Consider the following 17,886-nt stretch of genomic DNA (forward strand, 5'->3'; position numbering starts at 1 on the left):
GGATTCAACCTAAAGTGAACTTGAGATCAAGGGCTGCGGCAGAAAAGAGTGAGATGAACACCCACGACCTGCTCACGATGGGCGAGGTGACCCGGCGCAGCGGCTATGCCGCCTCCGCGGTGCGCTACTACGAGAGCCAGGGCCTGATCCGGGCCGAGCGATCGGCCGGGGGACAGCGTACGTTCGAGCGCAGCGTCCTGCGTCGCCTCGCCTTCATCCGGGCCGCCGCCAACGTCGGGCTCTCCCTGGACGAGATCAAGGCAGAGCTCGACTGCCTGCCGGGGGACCGGACCCCCACGAAGGCCGACTGGGCACGCATGTCCAGGCACTGGCGCCGCCGCCTCGAGGAGCAGATCCACGCCCTGGAGCGGCTCCGCGACAACCTCGACTCCTGCATCGGCTGCGGCTGTCTCTCCCTGCAGCGCTGCGGCATCTCCAACCCCAACGACGCCGCCGCAGCCCAGAGTGCCGGCGCCGCGTACCTCCCCAAGGTCCTGCGCCGCGACCCACCCCGCCGCCGCGCCTGACCAGCCGAATCGGTAGAAGCTGCGTGCCGAGAATGCAGTTGTGGGCGACGAAACTGGAGTCTCGTCGCCCACAGCTACCGATTCGGCGCGCCATACGTGCGGATTCGGCGCGAGGGTGATCAGCCTACGGTGATCGTCTCGAACTCGACAGGCGTCTTGGGGGCGCCGGTGCCGTCGGGGCCGGCCTCGGCCACGCCGGCCTCGCCGACCTTCTCGAGGGTCTTGATGGCGGCGTCGTCGAGGGTGCCGAAGACGGTGTAGGCGGGCGGGAGCTGGGTGTCGCCGAAGACCATGAAGAACTGGCTGCCGCCGGAGTTTGGCTGGCCGGTGTTGGCCATCGCGAGGGTGCCGGCGGGGAAGGTGTCGGTGTCCTCGAACTCGTCGGGGATCGTGTAGCCCGGGCCGCCGGTGCCCTCGCCGGTCGGGTCGCCGCACTGCAGCAGTGCGAAGCCGGGGTTGTTGCCGAGGCGGTGGCAGCTGGTGCCGTCGTAGTAGTCCTGCGAGGCCAGCGAGAGGAACGAGTTGACCGTGCACGGCGCCTTGTCGGCGTCGAGGGTGATCGCGAGCGGGCCGACGGAGGTGTTGATGGTGGCGGCGACCTTGCCGGTGTACTGCGCGGTCTTCTCCGGCTGCTCGACCTCCTTGGAGGCACCCATCGGGTCCTCGACGTAGTCACAGCTCGTCGAGCCGGGCTTCACGATCGACTTCCAGTCACTGGACTCGCTCGACTTCGGGCCCTTGCTCTCCGTGGCCTCGCCATCGTCGGAACCACAGGCGGAGAGCGTCAGGAGCAGGGCAGCGGCGGCAACGGCCGGGAGCGCACGAGAAGACATGCCCAGATGCTAGGGGAGCGGCCCGAACGATCCCGCGACGGTCCCCGCATGGCGATGCCGGCGGCATCTCCTGCCAGCGTTGGGGCAACGCACTATCGCACATCTTGGTCGTTCGCCGCGATACTGCACCAGCCCCACTGCACCCACCGGCCACGACAGGGGAGGGCTCGGATAGCCTCCAGTCGTGCCTGTGCTTTCCCTGCGTTTCGAGCTCGACGACCTGACCCGGCCCGAGGTGATCCGGCTCCTGGAGGACCACCTCGAGGACATGTACTCGGTGACGCCGGCGGAGTCGGTGCACGCGCTCGACCTCGAGGCACTGAAGGTGCCCGAGATCGCGTTCTGGTCGGCCTGGGAGGGCGCCGAGCTCGTCGGCGGCGGCGCGCTGAAGTCGCTCGGCGAGGGTGACTACGAGCTCAAGTCGATGCGCACCACGGCCGCCGCCCGTGGCCGCGGCGTCGCGACAGCAATGCTGCGCCACCTGCTGGCGGAAGCCAGGTCACGCGGCGGTCGCCGGGTGCTTCTGGAGACCGGGACCGAAGGCTTCTACGAGCCCGCCCGGCGCCTGTATGCGGGCAACGGCTTCACCGAGTGCCCGCCCTTCGGCAGCTACGTGCTCGACCCCAACTCGGTCTTCTTCGAGCTCTCGCTGTAGTCGTCGACCGGCGGAGCGCCGCGCCTGAACAGCAGGTCGTCGAGAGCGAGCTTGGTGCGGCGTACGACGATCAGGTAGACCGCGATCGCGAGCCAGCCGAGGTCGCGGAGGGTGTCGGCGAGATAGTTGGGGTCGGCCGAGGCGCCGCCACCGCCGAAGCAGCCGCAGTCGATGTTGAGCCCGCGCGCCCAGGCCGAGGTGATCCCGACGAGGAACGAGCACAGACCGAGCGCCGTCGCCACCGCCGCAGTCCGGGTGAACAGCCCGAGGATCAGCAGCGCACCGAGGACGATCTCGGCGATCGGCATGGCGATCGCGTACGCAGGAGCCAGCTGCCACGGCAGCAGCTGGTAGCCGCGCACCGCCTGCTCGGTGATCGCCGGCTCGGGCAGCTTGGCGAGCCCGGCGGCGAGGAACACGAAGCCGAGGTAGAGGCGACCGGCGAGGCCGATCCAGCCCAACAGATCAGCGCGAGTCCTCATGAGAGCACCACCCAGGAGGTGCGCAGGACGCCGAAGACGACGAACGCCGCCACGACCGCGTAGCCGGCCCACAGCAACGGCGCCGGCGAGACCTCGTCCCTGATCTCACGCCGCACGAACCACACCCCGAGCGCCAGCACGGCCACGGAGACCGCGACCAGCCCGACGACGTACCACACCTCGTTCACATCGCCAGCGTGCCACAGCCGAGGCCCGCAACCACCGCCCGGACGCCCGCCTTCAGCGCATCTTCAGGCTGCAGGCCGCCTTCTCAGGAAATACGTCAGGGTTGCAGCCACCACGGGCTGGTGTAGGCGATGCCCAGGTCGTTGCAGGGGTGGGCCTCAGGTCCCGGCGTCGCGTTGGCCTGGGTCGGGTCGCTGACCCGCAGCAGCACCCAGTCTCCGTCGTCGACGGAGACCGGCACCGTGACCGAGACCGGGTCGCCGACGCGGAACGCCACGACGTCGGCCACGGCGGGCACCGACGGACCCGGACGCAGCACCTGCAGATGGAGCTCTCGGCCGACCCACTCCTCGTCGCGAGCCAGGTCGAGCGTGAACCGGATGTCGCCACCACGGCCGGGGACCACCGAGCCCATCCGGTGCTCGACGCCGTCCAGGGTGGCTACCGCGTCGACCCGGAGTCCCGAGGTTCGAGTGGCGAAGAACCGCCGCGCCCGCATCGCCTCGAAGACGCCGGCGCGGTCGTGGGAGCCGACCCACAGCCCGGTACGTCCCTTGCCCTCCGGGTGGCCCCAGTCGGTGCCGTGCTCGTCGGTGACCCCACTGATCCCGGTGCGCCAGCCGGCGTTGAGGCACTGGCACAGGGGAGAGGTCTTCCCGTCGGCAAAGCCTTCGAACAGATAGTCGTCGCCCCGGTTGAACATCTCCAGCGACACCATCCGCTCCCGCGCCCGCGCGTCGTAGCGGAACTCCTGGAACCGGAACGGCTCGCGCCCGGGATGGTTGAACCCGGCGATCCCGTCCGACCCGCCATCGATCAGCGGCGTGGAGGGCGAGCGCATCAGCCAGTCGAAGAACGGCCGCATCGCGCCGACGTCGACGATGTCGGTGAAGTGCTCGCTTCCCCACACGTTGATATGACCCAACAACGGCTCGGACCACTCGAAGCCACGGATCGCGGTGAAGGTGCCGTCGGCGTTGGCCGCATCGGCCAGCTCGCGGGTCCGGGCCCAGTCCGAGCGGGTGATGCCGCCGATCTGCTTGTACGCCGCCGGCAGCAGCCCCGCGAGCGCATCACCGAGGATGTGGTCGGAGACCGTGGCATGGTCGGTGAGCGCCGCGACGTCGAGCCCGGCGCTCCGCATCGAGTCGAAGGCGAGGTCAGGGTCGCCGTCGCCGTCCGACATCAGCGTGTGGTTGTGCAGGTCGGCATGGACCAGCGTGGTCCCGGACGAGAGCCGCGACAGCCGGCTCGCCCCCACGCCGGCCCGAGCGGTCGCCGACGCCGCCGCACCCGTGAACGACGAGGACATCGACGCCAGCAGGAGCCCAGCTCCCGCAGCGCCCAGCGCCGTGCGCCGCGTGAGCGGCCTGCTCATCGACCGAAGAGTCCCGTGCTGCTGTCCGTGTCCGAGGCACATGGCCCCTATTTCACGCAGATCCCAGCGGCGTACGGGAGGCTTTCAGATCACAGGTCGGTGAAGTCGGCGTAGAGACAGGCATGGTCGGAGGCCGCGTGCTGCTCCGCGGTCAGCGTCGGGAACAGGTCCCAGGGATCCTTGGTCCGCGGCCCATGCCACACGCCCTTGCGGAAGACGCCGCCACCGGTCTGCTTCGCGCGCAGCGCGGGGGAGAGGAGCAGATAGTCGATCTTGGCGTCCTCGTTGCCGGAACCGTACGTTCCGCGGCGGTGGTTCCAGTCCCAGTTCGCGTGCTCGCTGGCATCCACGAGCCCAGAGACGGACAACAGCGGCTCCAACGATCCGCCGGCGGGGGAGTCGTTCAGGTCGCCGGCGACGCAGACGTTCTCGAAGCCCTCCTCGAGCAGCCCCCGATAGATCTCCGCGACCCGCTTCGCCTGCCGGCCGCGCCGCTTGGCGCCGAGCGGGTCGCCCTTCTCCGAGTAGCCCTTGGACTTGAAGTGGTTGGCGAGGACCACGATCCGCGCGCCGCTGGGAGCGTCGAGGTGATACTCGCAGCAGTCGCGGGAGAAGATCACACCCTCCTCGTCGCGGTCGAAGATGTGGGTACGCAGCTGCGCCAGGCGATAGCCGTCGCCGACCATCACGCCGACGTCGATGCCGCGCTCGTCGTTGCCCTCCACGACCATCACCTGCTCGTACGCCTCGGCGCCGACCTCGGGCAGCAGCGTCTGGGAGAACATGTGCAGCCCCGGCCGGTCGTCGGCCTCGACGACGACCGCGACCTCGGCCCGTAGCTCGGCGAAGACGCGCGCGGTGTTCTCGGTCGCGATCTCGTCGACGGCGGTCGTCTTGAGCTCGACGAACCCGACCCAGTCGTTGCGCCCCTTCGCGACCAGCTGCACCGGTCCCGTACGCGGGCGTTTGAGCAGCGAGCCGCGCATCTTCCGCAGCCGCGCGAACTCGCCCTCGTCGCTCTTCAGGAGCCCCAGCTTCTCGAGGTTGTCGAGGATCTCCTGCTCATCGCCCTGATAGCTGGGCTGGGCGAGAAGCGTGGAGACGCGGGCGTGAGCGGTCAGGACCGCTCGCCGCGTCGTGGCATCGGCCTCGTCGGCGTCCATCGCCTTCGGCCGGGCGAAGAGGTTCTCGACGTTGAACGATGCGAGCCGCATCTCTTCAGGTTAGGCCACTCGACCCGTCACCGGGTCGCGATCGGTGAGGCAGTAGATCTGCCCGTACGGCGCGCGCATGACCGTCCACCACTCGAAGACGCCGACGGTGTCGGCGCCGAGTGCCTCGTGACGGCAGGTCTCCGAGGCACGGTTGGCGACCGCGACATCGGGGTGGGCCCCGACCTCACCGTCCTCGTCGTCGAGCCGCTGCAGGAGGATCCGGAGCCCGCCGTGCGGATCGGGGTCGGCGAGGCGTACGAACTCGGGGGCCTTGGCAGGCTCGGGAGTCCGCCCGGTGACCGCGGCCCAGAAGGCGACCTCCTCGTCCCAGCGGGAGCGAGGGATGTCGATGCAGATCTGGTCGACCACCCGCTCCGGCTCCGAGCGGGCGAAGCGCGGCTGGGACTCCTCGCCGAGCGTGTGGCAGAAGAGCATGCCGCCGGGGGAGCGCATCACCGGAACCCCGTCGTACGTCCAGGCCGGAGTCGCGCCGTGCGACACCGACCGCTCCACCGCTGCCTCACGGTCGGCGGCATCGAGGTCGACGTGGATCCGTGGTTCGCCGTCGTCGAGGGCCTGCATCTTCAGCCAGGAATCGCCCGTCTGCGGTACGAGCGTGACGAACTGACCGTCCTCGCCCCTCGGCGGCGAGATCGCCCATCCGGTCGCCGCGGACCAGAATCCGACCGCCTCCTCCCATCGTTCCCGTGGCACGTCGAGGAAGAGGTGGAACCAGGCAGGTGCGCCAGTGGAGCTCATGCCCGCGACCCTACGCGTGCGACAAGGCGGATGTGGTCGAAAACGACGTACGCCGGGGCGCACCGCGACTGCGGCACACCCCGGCGTGGCGCGGGATCAGCCCTGCTGGGAGATCCCGAACTGGACGTTGCCGGAGTCATCCATCCCGGCGTCGAGGATCTTGTCGTCGAGCTCGGCGGCAGCGCCCTGGTCGAGGAAGACCCGCGCACCCTCCTGCTCGATGACCTGGTCCTCCGCCTCGGCGGTCGGGACGAGAGCGGCGCTCAATGCGCCGTCCGGTTCTGTGTTGGAGGCGAGCCGGAGGCCGGCGCCCTGGGCCTGCTCGGAGATCGAGCGGACGATGGTGGTGGCGTTCTCGGTCAGCTGAAGCATGTCGAGATCTTCCATGGTTGGGTACGGAGTACCCGCTCCACCATTCCTCACAGATCGGCCTCGTTCAAGCCCGGCATGCCGCGCTCAGGCGTCCCAGCCCTCCGGACGGAGCTTCTTCGGGAGCTTCGAGACGACCGTGGCGTACGACTCGTCGACCGCCTCCAGGATCTCCTCGTCAGGGATCGCGCCACCCCAGGCGAGGTCGTTCCACCCCGAGCGGCCGATGTAGCCGGTGACGGTCACGTCGTCGGGATAGCGCAGCAGCCACTCGTCGGCGATCTCCCGGGACGGCCCGCACTTCAGCCCCACTTTCGTGTCGCCGAGGAAGGCGAAGATCTTGCTGCGCTCACCCGGCCCGACCTTGATCACCGGGTGCTCGTGATCCCACGGGTTGTCCGGCCAGGCGCCGGGCTTGGTGAGGCAGTAGGCCTGCAGCGACGTCACGTCCATGGCGACCATGGTGCCACCGACGGAGGCTGCCCGGGGCCGCGATTTCGGGCGGGTCAATTGCCGCTTAGCGGGCCTAGAATTGATCGCGAGGACAGTCGTTCTTCCTTTGGCATGGGGCTGAGGAGGTGAAAAACAAATGTCGTCTGAACACATGTCCATTCAGGAACATCCCGACATCGCGGCACTCCGAGACCGGTTCGATCTGACCGGCTCCTCCGCCACCGCTCAGGTGGTCGACGGTGTCACGATGATGGCCGGTCTCTATCTGGCCATATCTCCGTGGGTCGTGGGCTTCAACACCACGGCATCACCACTGATGGTCAGCAACCTGATCATCGGCCTCGCTGTCGCTCTGTTGGCGCTCGGGTTCGCGTCGGCGTTCGGCCGCACACACGGTCTGGCCTGGACCGTCCCGCTCATGGGTGCATGGGCGATCGTCTCGCCGTGGCTCATGAACGGCGTCGACACCACCGCTGGAATGATCGCCTCCAACGTGATCGTCGGAGCCGTCATCATGCTGTGCGGACTCGGTGCGTCCGGGTTCGGCACGTTGTTCAATCCGCGTAGGTAGACCCCGCGGAACCGTCACCGACCGGCCGAGCGAGGAGCGCTCGGCCGGCCTTCCGGCGACTGGGTCACCCGATGTCCGCGCCGTAGACCTTCGTGACCGCGATGGTGATGAGTACCCGGCGGTCGGTGACCATCACCTCTCGGTACTCGTCCCAGTCGGGGTGCTCGCCGGCGCCGCGCCGGTAGTAGTCGACGAGCGCGTCGATCTCCGGGCTGTCGATGGAGGCGCCGGGTCCGGTCAGCGTGACCGTGCCCTCGGCCGTCGCCCAGGACCGCCCTCCGGGGCCGTCGACCTCGATCGCCGCGCGCGGGTCGCGGCGGAGGTTCTTGGTCTTCACCAGCCCCTCGCGGGTCGAGATCAGGATCTCGCCGCGCTCGCGGTCGTAGAACTGCCATACCGGCGAGAGCTGCGGCATCCCGTTGGACTTGATCGTGGCCAGGATCCCGTGGCGGGTCGTGGCGAGAAGCTCGTGCGCGTCGAACGTCATGTCGACCCGAACGCATCGCCGTGCGACTTGCTTCCCCGAGAACGCATCCGGAATTTGGAGGTGCCCGGCGCGGAGACCGGCTAGGTTGCCGAGGACCCGCACCGAAGGAGACCCCACATGCGTGCATTGATCGGCCGGATTCTGGTGGCGATGGGGCTGGCATCCCTGCTCCTCGTCACACCCGCCAACCCCGTCGCAGCCGCCGAGGACGACATCCTCGACCGCCTGCTCGCCATCGAAGGCGTCAGCCTGATCCAGGAGAAGCCCGTCCAGGGCTACCGCTACTTCGTCCTGAACTTCACCCAGCCGGTCGACCACCGCCGGCCCGACGGTGACACCTTCCAGCAGCGGTTCACCGTGCTGCACAAGGACACCGCCCGCCCGACGGTGTTCCAGACCAGCGGCTACAACGTCTCGACCAACCCGGGCCGCAGCGAGCCGACCCGCATCATCGACGGCAACCAGGTCTCGATGGAGTACCGGTTCTTCACCCCGTCGCGGCCCGACCCGGCCGACTGGGACGACCTCGACATCTGGCAGGCCGCCAGCGACCAGCACGCCATCTTCAAGGCGCTGAAGCCGATCTACTCCGCCAACTGGCTCGCCACCGGCGGCTCCAAGGGCGGCATGACCGCGACCTACTTCGAGCGGTTCTATCCCCGTGACATGGACGGCATCGTCGCCTACGTCGCGCCGAACGACGTCGTCAACCGCGAGGACTCCGCCTACGACGAGTTCTTCGCCTCCGTCGGCACCGAGGACTGCCGCGACCGGCTCAACGGCGTCCAGCGCGAGGCGCTCGTCCGCCGCGAGGCGCTCAAGGCGAAGTACGCCGAGCTGGCAGCAGCCGAGGGCTACACCTTCGACACCGTGGGCAGCCTGGACGCTGCGTACGAGATGGTCGTGCTCGACTACGTGTGGGCCTTCTGGCAGTACGCCGGCACCGCCCAGTGCGCGAGCATCCCCGCCGACGCGGCGACCGCCACCGACCAGGCCATCTGGGACTCGATCGACTACTACTCGGGCTTCGGCTTCTACACCGACCAGGGCCTGAGCCCCTACACGCCCTACTACTACCAGGCCGGCACCGAGCTCGGTGCGCCGACGATCGGCTTCCCCCACATCGAGGACGAGCTGATCCGCTACGGCTACCAGCCGCCGCGCAGCTTCGTCCCGCGCGAGATCGACATGCGGTTCGACCCTTCCGCGATGCGTGACGTCGACTCCTGGGTGCGCAAGCACGCCAACCAGATGCTCTTCGTCTACGGCGAGGCCGACCCGTGGGGCGCCGAGCGCTTCCGCCCGGGCATCTTCGCCAACGACTCCTACGTCTTCACGGCGCCGGGCATGAACCATGGCGCCAACGTGGCCGGCCTGGTCGCCGACGAGCGCGAGCTCGCCACCGCCCGGATCCTGGAGTGGGCAGGCGTGGCGACCGCCGCGGTCGAGGCCGACGCGTCGAAGGCGAAGCCGCTGGCCACCTACGACGCCAAGCTAGACAAGCATGACCTGCGTCAGGAGCGGCGCATGCGGCCGTAGGTGAACAGCGGGCCAGTAGGAGTGGTCTGAACGAAATCACCCTTGTCTTCGAGCGCGCTCGAAGACATAGCGTCTGAAGTATGGATCTTGGACTCCACTACTTCACGTTCACCCACCCCGAGTGGGAGACCACGCTCGCCGACAAGCTGACCGAGACGGCCCGGATCGCAGACGAGGGCGGCGTCGACCTGCTCACCGTCATGGACCACTGGTTCCAGATGGAGCAGGCCGGCGGCCCCTTCGAACCGATGCTCGAGGGCTACACCACGCTGGGCTACCTGGCCGGGATCACCGACAACGTACGTCTCAGCCTGCTCGTCACCGGCGTGACCTACCGCCACCCCGGACTGCTCGCCAAGATCGTCACCACGCTCGACCGGCTCTCCGGCGGCCGCGCGCTGCTGGGCATCGGGGCGGCGTGGTACGAGCGTGAGCACCAGGGTCTCGGCGTGCCCTACCCGTCGACGGCCGAGCGGTTCGAGCGCCTGGAGGAGACCCTGGAGATCTGCCGCCAGATGTGGTCGGAGAACGACGGGGCCTACGAGGGTAAGCACTACCAGCTCGCAGAGACGATCTCGCTCCCGCAGCCGGTCAACGGCACGGTCCCGGTCCTGATCGGCGGCGGAGGCGAGAAGAAGACGCTCCGCCTGGTCGCCAAGTACGGACAGGGCACCAACCTCTTCGGCGGTCCCGGCCCCGAGGCGGTCGAGTCCGTCCGGCACAAGCTCGAGGTGCTCCGCGGCCACTGCGACGACCTCGGCACCGACTACGACGCGATCGAGAAGACGATCCTCTTCCAGGGCCCCTCGGTCGAGGACCCGGACGCCTTCTTGAAGTCGATGGAGGAGTACGCCGCCCTGGGCGTCACGCTGGTCGGGCTGATGCCGACGCCCTACGTCGACCCGGTGCCGTGGACCACCTCGCTCGTGGATCTGGTGCCCCGGTTGAAGGAGATCTAGGAAGTCGGATTCAGCCTGCGGACGTAGTACACTTGTTCTAACCACGCTGCTAGCCGGACTCGTCGAGTCCGCAGGGCTGCACGAAGGGTGGGCGTCATGACGACGTCACCGACAGTAGAACTCATCACCGCGGTTCGCGTCGATCTTCGGATCCGCCTGGACAACAGTTTCTCGTCAGGGCCGCTTGACGGAGCCTGGTGGCCGCAGTCGCGGGACCTTCAGGTCGAGGCCGCCGATCTCATCGATCACTTTCCCCACCGCGTCGGCCGGATCTCGCGGCTGCTGTTCTCCCGGCCCGACTGGGACTCGGTCCCGGGAGAACCGAGCGTCCGCAAGATCCGTGCCGCCCGCGGGATCGTGAAGATCGGCTCGTTCCCCTCCGACGACACCCACCTCATCGTGCTGTCGATGGCCACCGGCGACCGGCTGCGGCTGCTGGTGGTGCCTCACGACACCGCCCCCGAGCGCGCCGAGAAGATCATGGCTCAGGCGGCCGACGACCGGAACACCTACCGCCCGGCGCAGCTGCTGGGTCTCGATGGTCCCGACCAGAGCCAGATCGGCCAGCAGATCTGGGACAACGACGGCGGAGCGTCCTAGGCCCGGCGTAGCGTCGCGGCGATGACGCTGCGGGTCTCGGCAGGGTCGATGACGTCGTCGATCTCGAACATCCGCGCGGCGTTGAGCGCGCTGGCCTGCTTGCGGTACTCCTCGGTGAGCGCGGCGACCCGCTGCTCACGCTCGGTCTCGGGCAGCTCGGCGAGCTCGGCGGCCATGGAGAGGCGTACCGCGCCCTCCAGGCCCATCGGGCCGAGGTGGGCGTCGGGCCAGGCGATGGTGAGCAGCGGGCGGTGGGTGCTGCCGCCGAGCATCGCCTGCGCGCCGAGCCCGTAGCCGCGGCGCAGGATCACGCCGACCAGCGGGGTCGACAGCTGTGCGCCGGCGACGACCATCCGGGACGCGTGCCGGACCAGGCCGCCGCGTTCGGCCTCCGGGCCGACCATGAACCCCGGCGTGTCGACCAGCGAGACCACCGGGAGGCCCCAGCGCTCGCTGAGTGCGAGGAAGTCTGCGGCCTTGACCGATGCCTCGCTGGTGAGCGCTCCGGCAAGGTGGGTCGACTGGTTGGCGATCACGCCGACCGCGATCCCGTCGATCCGCGCCAGCGCGGTCACGAGCTCGGGTGCGAATCCCTCGCGGAGCCAGGTCACCGAGTCGATGTCGGCGAGGGCCTCGACGACCGGACGTACGTCGAATGCCTCGCGGTCGTTGTGGGGCAGGAGCGTCCGCAGATCGGCCTGGTCGCCGGCCTCGCCGCCGTCGGCGGCCGGCTCGAGGTAGGAGAGGATGCTGCGTACCGCCTCGACTGCTGCCGCCTCGTTCTCGACGAGCAGATCGATGACGCCGTTGGCGGTCTGGTCCTCGACCGGTCCGATCTCCTCGGGTGCGAAGCTGCCGAGCCCGCCGCCGGCGATCATCGCCGGCCCGGCCATGCCGAGGTTGGCGTCCGGGGTGGCGATGCGGAGGTCGGCACAGCCGGCCAGGACCGCGTTGCCGGCGAAGCACCGTCCGGAGACGACGGCGATCCGCGGTACGACGCCCTCGAGCTCACCCCAGAGCGCGAACGAGCCGACGTCGAGCGCGGAGACCAGCGGGATGTCCGTGTCGCCGGGGCGACCGCCGCCGCCCTCGGTGAAGAAGACCGCCGGCAGCCGCATCCGCCCGATGACCTCGATCAGCCGGTCGGACTTGCGATGCCCGCGCATGCCTTGGGTGCCGGCCATCACGAGGTAGTCGTATGAGAGCACCGCGCACGGCCTCCCGGCGACGGTCGCGGTCCCGCCGACGATCCCGTCGGCGGGCGTCTCGACGACGAGCTCGGCCAGGTCACGGCGGCGTTCCTGGGCCGCGGTGATGAACCTCCCGTACTCGACGAACGAGCCCGGATCGACCAGATCGGCGATGTTCTCCCGAGCCGTACGCCGCCCCTTGGCGTGCCACCGGGCGACCTTGTCGGGTCGCGCCGCATCCGTCGTCAGGAAGCGGCGGGCGTGGAGCTCGGTCAGTCCAGTGGCGGGTGTGTCGTCGGTCACGCGGTCACGATAGGGAATGCCGGATCGGGTGCCTCGAGCACCCCCAGCAGCCGCTGGAGCACGCCGAGGTCACCGGAGTGCTCGATCCCGTCGAGACTCCGCCTGCCCAACAGACCCGCCAGCTGGGGACGGGTGAGCGTCAGGGTGAGGCCGGCCGCCGGGTCGGCAGCGCTGTCACGCCGGTGCACGAGCACACCGTTGTGCAGCCGGGCATGCCACCAGCCACCCTCGGCCGTGCCGTCGTGGTCGGTGAGATGCCAGTCGATGCGCAGATCGAGGTCCCACGAACTCGGGCCGTCCACGCGGATCGCCAGGGAGTCCAGCAGCTGCGAGACGGTGAGGGCGGCCAGCAGCCCGCGCCCACCACCGCGCGGCGGAGCCTTCGGGCCGTCGACGAGCTCGCGGGCGCCGGTCAGGTAGACGTTGCGCCAGGTCGCATTCTCGGCGCCGTGCCCGAGCCGGGTGTAGACCTCGGCCAGCAGCTCCCGCGCCGCGCGCTCCGACGGCTCGGCGAAGACCACATGGTTGAGCAGGGTCGCAGCGAACCGCAGGTCGTCGGTCGCTCCGCCGGCGACGAGCGCCGCAGCGTGGTCCACGGCAGCGGCCGCACCACCCAGCAGCCGCACCCAGCGCTCGCCCTCCGCCTTCGGCGGCAGCTCCCACAGGTGGGCCGGGTTGGCGTCGTACCAGCCCAGATAGCGCTGGTAGATGCCCTTCACGTTGTGGCTCAGCGAGCCGTAGTAGCCGCGCGTCGACGGCTGGGCGTCGAGGGCCGGCGGCAGGACCAGCTCCTCGGCGATCTCCTTCGGCGTCAGACCGCGGTTGATGAGGCGTACGGTCTGGTCGTGCAGGTAGGCGTAGACGTCACGCTGCCCGGCGAGGAACGCCTCGATCCGCTCCGCACCCCAGGTCGGCCAGTGATGGGTTGCGAATGCGACCTCGGAACGCGAGGCGAACAGGTCGATCGCCTCGGTCAGATAGCGCGCCCATAGGCGGGCGTCGCGCACCTCGGCGCCACGCAGGGTGACGATGTTGTGCAGCGTGTGGACGGCGTTCTCGGCCAGGCAGAGCGCTCTGCGGCCGGGGAGGAGGATGTTCATCTCCGCCGGCGCCTCGCTGCCCGGGGTGAGCTGGAACTCCATCTCCACGCCGTCTATGACGCGCGTCTCCCCGGTGCGGGTGATCGAGTCGGTCGGCTCGGCCAGCCCGATGGTCCCGGACGCCAGCCGTGGGCCGAGTCCACAGCCCACGTGTCCGTTCGGCGCGGCCGGCAGCAGGCTGCCGTACATGAATCCCGAGCGCCGGCCCATCGCCGGACCGACGTAGACGTTCTCCGAGACCGCGTGCTCGAGGAACCCCTCCGGCGCCAGGACAGGTACGTCACCATCGGCTGCCCCGAGCACGGCGCCGATGCCGCCGAAGTGGTCGGCATGGGGATGGGTCAGCACCACCCCGGTCACCGGCCGGTCCCCACGGTGCTCGCGGTAGAGCCCCAGCGCGGCGCTCGCGGTCTCGGCCGTGGTGAGGGTGTCGATGACGATGATCCCGCGGTCGCCCTCGACGATCGTGAGGTTGGCGAGGTCCAGGCCGCGGACCTGGTAGATGCCGTCGGTGACCTCGAAGAGGCCCTGCAGCGAGGTGAGCCGGCTGTGCTGCCACAGCCCGGCGTGCGCGGTGGCCGGCACGGGGGAGTCGAGGAAGGCGGTGGCGTCCGCGTCGAACGCGACGGTGCCATCGGCCCTGGTCACGACGCCCGGCTTCAGCGCCGCGACGAACCCACGGCGGGCGTCGGCCTCCTCCTGGTGGAAGTCGGTCATCACGCCCCCAGCGACGTCACCAGATCGCGGATGACCCCGTTGCGCTGGATCTCAGAGGAGCCGGTCAGCACCCGGAACATCCGCAGCCGCCGCCAGATCACCTCGATCTCCGCGCCCCGGACCATGCCGGCCTTGCCGTGCAGCTGCAGCGCCGCGTCCGCGATCTCGAAGGACCGCTCGGCCACGAACAGCTTGCACATGAACGACTCGATGCGCGGTCGCCTGCCGGCATCCAGGTCTGCCAGGGCGTCATAGGTCATCGACCGGGCGGCGTAGTAGTCGGTGGCCATGTCGGCGAGCCGGTGCTGGATCGCCTGCTTCTCCAACAGCAGCCCGTCGAAGACGGTGCGGTGCGCGGCGAAGTCGAGCGCCAGCGCGAGCGCGCGGCGGGCCGCACCGAGCGCGGTCGGGCAGTGCAGCAACCGGTTGGCGGTGACCCGGCCGAGCGCGATCCGCAGCCCCTGGCCGACCTCGCCGAGCAGGTTCTCCTGCGGCACGAAGCAGTCCTCGAGCACCACGTCGCTCTCGATGTTCTGCCCCGACAGCGGCAGGTCACCGGGCAGCACCCGGCAGCCGGGGGAGTCGAGGTCGACGAAGAAGGCTGCGTACGACTCCTCCTCGCCGGCCATCCGGGCGACCAGGATCGCGAAGTCGGCGAAGGTGCCGCCGGTGCTGAACACCTTGCGCCCGCTGATCCGGAAGCCGCCCGAGGTCGGGGTGGCCGTGGTCTGCATCCGGCGTACGTCGGAACCAGCGTCGTCCTCGGTCATCGAGAAGCAGCAGGCGCGCTCGCCGCGGACGACCGGCATCAGGTACTTCTCGATCTGGTGCTCGGTGGCGTGCTCGAAGATGGCGCCGACCCGCAGCGGTCCGCCCATGTCGCCGAGCACGCTGGTGGCGAGCTGCCTACCGGACGCGCCGATCTCCTCCTTGAGCGCGGCGAGCTCGGTGAAGCTCAGGCCTTGCCCGCCGAGCGAGGTGGGCAGGTGGATGCCGTAGAAGCCGAGCTCCCGGCTGCGCTGCCAGACCGGCTCCAGCATCGAGCGGTCCAACGGCGTCTCCGGGCCCAGGCCGAGCTCGCGCTCGTAGTCGGCGAGCTCACCGTCGAGGTAGTCGCGCAGCCGGGCGACCAGCTCATCGAGTCGCGGGTTGTCGGGGTAGGACGGAGTGAGGGAGAAGGTCATCTCAGCCGACCTTCCGCTCGGTGCCGGCCCAGTCGCGCTCGCGCAGCACCCGCCGGTCGACCTTGCCGTTGCGGTTGAGGGGGAGTGCGTCGGCGAACTCGATGATCCGGGGCACCTTCACCCCCGAGAGACGGGTGCGGCAGAAGTCGCGCAGCTCCTCCTCGGTCGCTGCGGCGCCGGCGGCGAGGGAGACGTACGCCTTCACCGTCTCGCCCCACTTATCGCTGGGTACGCCGACGACACAGGCCTCGCTGACGGCCGGGTGCTCGTAGAGCGCCGCCTCGACCTCGGAGCAGTAGACGTTGTAGCCGCCGGAGATGATCATGTCCTTCTTCCGGTCCACGATGAAGACGAACCCGTCCTCGCGGATCCGGCCCAGGTCGCCGGTGTGCACCCAGCCGTCGCGGAAGGTCTCGGCGGTCGCCTCGGGTGCGTGGAAGTACTCCTGGACGCAGTCCGGGCCGCGGGCCACGATCTCGCCGATCTCGCCGGCGGGCAGCGGGTTGTGGTCCTCGTCGACCACGATCACCTCGGTGTCGTAGACCGGGCGGCCGCAGGAGAGCAGCAGCTCCGGGTCGGACTCGATGCCGCGTACGACGTCCTCGGAGCTGAGGAACGTGATCGCGCTCGTCGTCTCACCCTGCCCGTAGCCCTGGTTGACGACCGGGCCGAAGGCCTCGACCGCCTCCCGGAGCCGCGCCGGGCTGACCGGTGCGCCACCGACCGTGATGCTCTGCAGCGCGGAGAGGTCGCGCTCGCCCAGGGTGGGCGAGGCGAGGATCAGGTTGAGCATGACCGGGACGACGAAGGTGTGCGTCACCCGCTCGCGCTCGAGGGTGTCGAGGTAGGCCTCCGTGTCGAAGGCCGGCAGCACGACCACGGCCGCGCCGCGGAAGAAGCAGCCGAGGATCACCATGCCGCTGGCGTGGGTGATCGGTCCTGGCGCGAGGTAGACCGCCTCGGCGGAGAGCGAGCCGTAGGGGTTCATCGCGAGCTTGCGCATGTTGGCCAGCCGGTTGCCGACGGTCTGGACCGCTGCCTTCAGGGTGCCCGTGGAGCCGGAGGTGAAGTTGAGGACCGCCGGCGCGTCCTCGTCGACGTCGACGTCGACCGCGACGGGGTCGGTGGTGCCCTCGGCAAGCAGGACGTCGTACGCCGTGGTGCCGGTGTCCGGGGCCGCGCCGTTGTCGAGATCGACGACCAGGCAGTCCAGGCCCTGGGCGTCGACGATCTTGCGGACCAGGTCGAGGTGGGCGCCGCCGGTGAAGATCACCTTCACCTCGGCGTCGAGCAGCACGTGCTCGACCTCGGCCGCGGCGAGTCGCGCGCTGATCGGGACCCGGAGGGCGCCGGCCTTGCAGATCGCCATCTCCGCGACCACGAGCTCGCCGCGGTTGGTGGCGAGGGTGGCGACCGGAGTGCCGGGCGGGCAGCCGCGGGCGATGAGGGCGGCGGCGAGCCGGTTGGTGTCGTCGTCGAGCTGGCGGTAGGTCCATCGGTCGGTGCCGGAGACCAGGGCGGTGGCGTCGGGAGTGAAGGTCGCGGTGCGGGTGAGATAGCTGCCGAGATTCACGGATGCCCTCCTGGTGGTCGGGGTCGCTGCTGTGAGCGCGGTCACCACGATCATAGACAGAGTGTCCAGAAACGGTCCAGCCGTTCGGGAAAGTGCTAGAACAGTGCGCATGACGGTGGTTGAGGACCGGCGCAGCCGGCGAACGCGAGGAGCGCTCCGTGACGCGCTCGTCTCCCTGGTGCTCGAGCGTGGCTATGCCGCGGTGACGGTGGAGGACATCGTCGCCGCGGCCGACGTGGGCCGGGCGACGTTCTACACGCACTTCAAGGACAAGGAGGCGCTCTACGATCACGTGGTCTCCTCGGTCCTCCTGGACCTGAAGGGGCGACTGGCTGCCGTCCTGGCCCCGGAGGACGCCGGATTCACCGGCGAGCCGGTGGCCGAGGTCTTCCGGCATGCGACCGAGCAGCCCGATGCGTACCGCATGATCCTGCGGGGCGAAGGGGACGGCCGTGGCCTGCGAGCCTTCGAGGACGCCTGGAGTGCGACCGCCCACGAGACCTTCACGGCGCGGGTGAAGGCCCATGCCGTGCGCCCACGGGTGGACCTCCAGGTGCTGGCACGGGCATGGGTCGGCGAACAGATGGCGGTGCTGCTGTGGTGGCTGGACGCTCCGGAGCCGCGGCCGGCCACGGACCAGGTGGTCGAGACGCTCGTCGAGCTCTCGCGCCGCGGCCGCTTCTGGGCGACGGGATTCGACCCCGACGCACGCTGACGTGCGGGGCGAAATGGACAGGGCGTCTTGTGTGGCGCGGGTCACTGACCTTACAGTCGGACGCGACGACCGTTACTAGACGCTCTGTCTAA

The 17,886-nt window shown here is 69.6% G+C and carries 20 protein-coding genes; 7 read left to right on the top strand and 13 right to left on the bottom strand.

Annotated elements, in window-relative coordinates:
* Positions 1 to 53 precede the first annotated feature (53 nt).
* Entirely contained in the window at positions 54 to 527 is a 474-nt protein-coding gene (gene soxR, locus ABTX24_RS25045; protein ID WP_350713968.1) for a redox-sensitive transcriptional activator SoxR, read from the top strand.
* A 119-nt stretch (positions 528 to 646) separates the two neighbouring features.
* On the opposite strand, the gene ABTX24_RS25050 is transcribed toward soxR, so the two are convergent.
* A complete protein-coding gene (locus ABTX24_RS25050; RefSeq protein WP_350843443.1) occupies positions 647 to 1,360 on the bottom strand; it encodes a peptidylprolyl isomerase in 714 nt (237 codons plus the stop codon).
* Between the two features lie 184 nt (positions 1,361 to 1,544).
* On the opposite strand from ABTX24_RS25050, the gene ABTX24_RS25055 reads away from it, so the two are divergent.
* Positions 1,545 to 2,015, top strand: coding sequence for a GNAT family N-acetyltransferase (locus ABTX24_RS25055; protein WP_350843445.1), 471 nt, complete (start codon positions 1,545 to 1,547; stop codon positions 2,013 to 2,015).
* On the opposite strand, the gene ABTX24_RS25060 is transcribed toward ABTX24_RS25055, so the two are convergent.
* From ABTX24_RS25060 to ABTX24_RS25090, 7 genes are all read right to left on the bottom strand, one after another.
* Positions 1,970 to 2,497, bottom strand: coding sequence for a DoxX family protein (locus ABTX24_RS25060; protein ID WP_350843447.1), 528 nt, complete (start codon positions 2,495 to 2,497; stop codon positions 1,970 to 1,972). The genes ABTX24_RS25055 and ABTX24_RS25060 overlap by 46 nt on opposite strands.
* The gene (locus tag ABTX24_RS25065; RefSeq protein WP_160023619.1) at positions 2,494 to 2,685 is read right to left on the bottom strand and encodes a hypothetical protein; all 192 of its coding nucleotides are present in this window, start codon (positions 2,683 to 2,685) and stop codon (positions 2,494 to 2,496) included. The genes ABTX24_RS25060 and ABTX24_RS25065 overlap by 4 nt, the downstream gene beginning before the upstream one ends.
* 95 nt (positions 2,686 to 2,780) lie before the next feature.
* Positions 2,781 to 4,061, bottom strand: a complete 1,281-nt coding sequence (locus tag ABTX24_RS25070; RefSeq protein ID WP_350843449.1) for a CehA/McbA family metallohydrolase — start codon at positions 4,059 to 4,061, stop codon at positions 2,781 to 2,783.
* Between the two features lie 89 nt (positions 4,062 to 4,150).
* Positions 4,151 to 5,275: an endonuclease/exonuclease/phosphatase family protein gene (locus tag ABTX24_RS25075; protein WP_350843451.1), complete on the bottom strand. Its 1,125-nt coding sequence runs from the start codon at positions 5,273 to 5,275 to the stop codon at positions 4,151 to 4,153.
* Positions 5,276 to 5,284: 9 nt separating this feature from the next.
* Positions 5,285 to 6,034, bottom strand: a complete 750-nt coding sequence (locus ABTX24_RS25080; RefSeq protein ID WP_350843453.1) for a VOC family protein — start codon at positions 6,032 to 6,034, stop codon at positions 5,285 to 5,287.
* Between the two features lie 96 nt (positions 6,035 to 6,130).
* Entirely contained in the window at positions 6,131 to 6,406 is a 276-nt protein-coding gene (locus tag ABTX24_RS25085; protein WP_350843455.1) for a Fe-S cluster assembly protein HesB, read from the bottom strand.
* Between the two features lie 84 nt (positions 6,407 to 6,490).
* Entirely contained in the window at positions 6,491 to 6,856 is a 366-nt protein-coding gene (locus ABTX24_RS25090) for an MmcQ/YjbR family DNA-binding protein (RefSeq protein WP_350843457.1), read from the bottom strand.
* Between the two features lie 151 nt (positions 6,857 to 7,007).
* Here ABTX24_RS25090 and ABTX24_RS25095 point away from each other — a divergent pair, with 151 nt between their 5' ends.
* Entirely contained in the window at positions 7,008 to 7,427 is a 420-nt protein-coding gene (locus ABTX24_RS25095) for an SPW repeat protein (RefSeq protein WP_350713980.1), read from the top strand.
* 64 nt (positions 7,428 to 7,491) lie between these two features.
* Here ABTX24_RS25095 and ABTX24_RS25100 read toward each other — a convergent pair whose 3' ends face one another.
* Positions 7,492 to 7,914, bottom strand: coding sequence for a PPOX class F420-dependent oxidoreductase (locus tag ABTX24_RS25100; RefSeq protein ID WP_350843459.1), 423 nt, complete (start codon positions 7,912 to 7,914; stop codon positions 7,492 to 7,494).
* A 117-nt stretch (positions 7,915 to 8,031) separates the two neighbouring features.
* Here ABTX24_RS25100 and ABTX24_RS25105 point away from each other — a divergent pair, with 117 nt between their 5' ends.
* The 3 genes from ABTX24_RS25105 (at position 8,032) to ABTX24_RS25115 (ending at position 11,012) form a co-directional block, all read left to right on the top strand.
* On the top strand, positions 8,032 to 9,453 hold the full coding sequence (locus ABTX24_RS25105) for a serine protease (RefSeq protein ID WP_350843461.1): 1,422 nt from the start codon (positions 8,032 to 8,034) through the stop codon (positions 9,451 to 9,453).
* A gap of 80 nt (positions 9,454 to 9,533) precedes the next feature.
* Entirely contained in the window at positions 9,534 to 10,412 is an 879-nt protein-coding gene (locus ABTX24_RS25110; protein ID WP_160023600.1) for an LLM class F420-dependent oxidoreductase, read from the top strand.
* Between the two features lie 96 nt (positions 10,413 to 10,508).
* Positions 10,509 to 11,012 (top strand): DUF5994 family protein, encoded by a 504-nt coding sequence (locus ABTX24_RS25115; protein WP_350843463.1) that lies wholly within the window; start codon positions 10,509 to 10,511, stop codon positions 11,010 to 11,012.
* On the opposite strand, the gene ABTX24_RS25120 is transcribed toward ABTX24_RS25115, so the two are convergent.
* From ABTX24_RS25120 to ABTX24_RS25135, 4 genes are read right to left on the bottom strand one after another with little or no spacing between them, the layout of a single operon-like run.
* Complete coding sequence (locus ABTX24_RS25120; RefSeq protein ID WP_350843465.1) at positions 11,009 to 12,505, bottom strand: acyl-CoA carboxylase subunit beta; 1,497 nt, start codon at positions 12,503 to 12,505, stop codon at positions 11,009 to 11,011. The two genes, ABTX24_RS25115 and ABTX24_RS25120, sit on opposite strands and share 4 nt — an antisense overlap.
* Positions 12,502 to 14,322 carry an alkyl/aryl-sulfatase gene (locus ABTX24_RS25125; RefSeq protein ID WP_350843466.1) on the bottom strand — a complete coding sequence of 607 codons (1,821 nt, stop codon included), beginning with the start codon at positions 14,320 to 14,322 and terminating at the stop codon, positions 12,502 to 12,504. The genes ABTX24_RS25120 and ABTX24_RS25125 overlap by 4 nt, the downstream gene beginning before the upstream one ends.
* Complete coding sequence (locus ABTX24_RS25130; RefSeq protein ID WP_350843468.1) at positions 14,322 to 15,506, bottom strand: acyl-CoA dehydrogenase family protein; 1,185 nt, start codon at positions 15,504 to 15,506, stop codon at positions 14,322 to 14,324. The genes ABTX24_RS25125 and ABTX24_RS25130 overlap by 1 nt, the downstream gene beginning before the upstream one ends.
* Position 15,507: 1 nt before the next feature.
* The gene (locus ABTX24_RS25135) at positions 15,508 to 17,133 is read right to left on the bottom strand and encodes a class I adenylate-forming enzyme family protein (RefSeq protein ID WP_350843470.1); all 1,626 of its coding nucleotides are present in this window, start codon (positions 17,131 to 17,133) and stop codon (positions 15,508 to 15,510) included.
* A gap of 55 nt (positions 17,134 to 17,188) precedes the next feature.
* Between ABTX24_RS25135 and ABTX24_RS25140 the strand changes: the two genes are divergently transcribed.
* Entirely contained in the window at positions 17,189 to 17,794 is a 606-nt protein-coding gene (locus tag ABTX24_RS25140; protein WP_350843472.1) for a TetR/AcrR family transcriptional regulator, read from the top strand.
* The last annotated feature ends 92 nt before the right edge of the window (positions 17,795 to 17,886 follow it).

Origin of the sequence: Nocardioides sp. NPDC127514, from assembly GCF_040302125.1 — a bacterium.
GTDB lineage: Bacteria > Actinomycetota > Actinomycetes > Propionibacteriales > Nocardioidaceae > Nocardioides.